Raw genomic sequence first — 3,005 nt, 5'->3', positions numbered from 1 at the left:
GCATCCAACAAACTCATCGCTTATCTCCCTCTCCACATCGATTGCCTTGTGTTCACCGACGATCAGCTCTCTGCGTTGTGATCCACTCCTTCGGTCGACTGACCGGTCCAGGTGCTCGGCATCAACGGTTCGATCGGAAGACCACTGAACGAATCGCCGGCGAGGGTGGTCAGACCCGCTCCTTGCGCATCGTGTTTGACAGCGGCACCGCCGAATCCGAGCTGTCCCGCGCTGCCCTGCGAGGCACTCGGACCGTCGTCCGGCGACGCCCATTCGGGGTCCACATTCATGTCGGCGAACTGGTCTCCGTGGTCGTACAACTGCGTACGCCGGCGGCGGCGCTTCCGCGCCTGCCGGCGTGCGGCGGATTCTTCGGCCGCGGAGTCCGATGCCGGGCTCTTCGCTCGTGCGCCGGTGCCGCTTCCGGTCTTGTTGCTCGAATCGAAGCCAATCCCGGGACCGCCACCGAATCCGATCATGTAGGGGAACGCGATTCCCGCTCCCGCGACCGCCGCCGGCGCCGGCGCCGGCGCCCCCGCACCGGCGGAGGCGCTCGCGGGCAGTCCGGCCGCAGGGGATCCCGAAGCGGGCACCGACCCGGCAACGCTCACCAGGTGCGGAGTGGAGGCCGTCGTCACCGGAGCAGGCGCCGGCGCGGCGTCGGGAACCGCGTCGACCAGCACGGGTGCGCCGTTCGGCCATGGCAGAGCTGCCAGTGCCGCGAATGCGCTCAGACTCGCGAAGGGCGCGGTCAGGGTCGACGCTATGGCGGCACCCAGTTCGATGGCGACCAACGGGTGCGCGATCAGGAACGTCGAGAGGGTCGCCGGGTTGAGCAGGAGCAGGGCGACTTCCGGGTGAACCCCCACATTCGCGATGACGTAGTCGACCTCTTGGATGAGGGTCACGGTGTTCTTGACCCAGTACAACCCGGTCAGTGGATTGGTGAATGCCGAGTAGGGCAGCCCGTTGATAGTGCCGGACCCGGGCTCCCAGTTGACCCCCACATACCGCAGCACCTGCGCGACGCCTTCGAGGAAGGGATCAGTCCAGGTATGGGCAGGGCCCCACGGGTCCGCCGGATCCGAAGTCTCTGCCGACCCCGTCGACTTGAGGATCACCGGCGCCGGAGGGGTCTCCGGCGTTGACGCCGCCGCAGAGCCCGCCACCGCTTGGTAGGTGCTCATCGTGGTGGCGGCCTGAATCCACATCCGCGTGTAGTCGGCCTCATTGAGTGCGATGGGGACGGTGTTGATTCCGAAGAAGTTGGTCGCCAGCAGCACCCCGTGAACCGTGTGGTTCGTGGCCAGTTCCGCCAGTGTCGGCATTGCCGCCAGCGCGGCGGTGTAGGCGGCGGCCACCGTCTCATGCTGGGCGGCCACCGTGGCACTATTGGCGCTGGCCAGCGTCAGCCATGCCAGGTAGGGGGCATTGGCTGCCGCGTACGACTCGGCGCTGGCACCCTGCCACGCCCCGCTCGCCACGGCCGCCAGCACCTCGCTGAGTTCTGCTGCCGCCGAAGCGTACTCGGCGCTCAAGGAGCTCCATATCCCAGCAGCTGCCAACACCGGGCCGGAACCCGGTCCACTGCTCAACAGTGCTGAATGAACCTCTGGCGGCAACGCCATCCAGGCTGGGGCGGTCACCTGAGCCCCCAGTTCGGGTACGCCGACGCCGCTGCGGCGTCACCCGCGGCGTAGTTGATGCCCGCCTCGCCCACTCCGATCCCTGATCGACCGAGTTCTACGTCGCCCTGGGCCACCACCACTTGGTGACGGCCGCCGTACAGACTGAGCGTGGCGGCGCTCTGCAGTGAGACCGGGTCAGCCGCAGGAGGAACCACCGCCGTGATCACCGGCGCAGCGCTGGCGTGTGCTTGGGCCAGCCTGACTGTCAGCGCTTCCACGCGTGCGCAGGCGGCGGCCAGTCCTTCGGGGACGACATGTAACGGCATGACCAACCTCCTTCGGTACTGGGCGGCAAATCCTTGCAACTGCCTGATGGGTACTCATAGGACCATCAGTCGTGAACACATGTCGACACAAACGACAGATGCGCCGCGCCGCAGCGTTCAGGGAGAGCCCTTGAGCGCCTGGCTTTTGCGTCTCGAATTATGTTGCTTCGCAACGTCTTTAGTCTGCCGGCCGGGCTATGTTAACCCCAGCAAGAGCGCTGCGCCGGGTTTGAATCAGCAGGTTCCGAAAGCTGCACCGGCACTTAAACATCGGACATGACAGACAGGTATCGCTGGGCGCTGACGCCGGTGAATGCGGCCATATCGAGGCGGCGGGCGAACCGGCTAGATGGGTGAGAGCTGAATACTGCTGCAACACAGCGTTTTAACGTCATCTTCAAAGGGCGAACCGCGCACGTCGATTCGCACGCGTGGTTAGCCTCAACAGCGTGATGGCCTCGACGACAGGACGATTCGGGCCGAGGGTGCGGCTGCCGTAGATCAGCCGGCGAGCATAAAGGGCCGCGAACGGCGTAAGAACGCGAGAAGGCGCACAGTCAGAACGTGACGTAGCCGACCGTGGCATATCGGCGGGTGTCCCGCTTTGCGGCGGTCACCGACCGGGTAACCGGTCCCGTGTTGTCACAGGAAGCAGGGGCGACATCGCCCCCGGCGGTGCAGCTGAGGATCCCGCAACTCCCGGAAACCGGGCACCACTCGGCCAGCGGCCTGCGCGGAAGCGGCCATCAGGACCTCCATGAGCTGATGGATCAATGTCGAGCCCGCCACGACGCGCGCCCACTAGTCAAACGACTACACCGATGTAGTGCAGCTAGCGTAGCTATGTGGCTGGAAATGACGCAAAGGCAGCGGCCCGCGAAGAGGCCAAGCCGCGGTGCTGATCTATGCGGCCGCCCTGTTCTCCGAACGCGCTTCCGCGGCCACATGATTCGCGATATCGGAAACGCAACCCCACCGACGGGTACCGCATTGCATTCCCGGTGAGCTAAACCGGCGGTCTGGGCAGAATCGTCTATTCGGTTTCGAGGGC

Annotated in this window: 2 protein-coding genes; both read right to left on the bottom strand. The window is 65.6% G+C overall.

The window, feature by feature from the left end:
* Positions 1–62: 62 nt before the first annotated feature.
* On the bottom strand, positions 63–1,646 hold the full coding sequence (locus tag N416_RS0120950; protein WP_024444046.1) for a PPE domain-containing protein: 1,584 nt from the start codon (positions 1,644–1,646) through the stop codon (positions 63–65).
* On the bottom strand, positions 1,643–1,954 hold the full coding sequence (locus tag N416_RS0120945) for a PE family protein (RefSeq protein WP_024444045.1): 312 nt from the start codon (positions 1,952–1,954) through the stop codon (positions 1,643–1,645). Before N416_RS0120945 ends, N416_RS0120950 begins: the two co-directional genes overlap by 4 nt.
* Positions 1,955–3,005: the final 1,051 nt, after the last annotated feature.

This window comes from Mycobacterium sp. UM_WGJ, assembly GCF_000455125.1.
GTDB lineage: Bacteria > Actinomycetota > Actinomycetes > Mycobacteriales > Mycobacteriaceae > Mycobacterium.
This window is presented reverse-complemented; position numbering and strand designations above follow the sequence as displayed.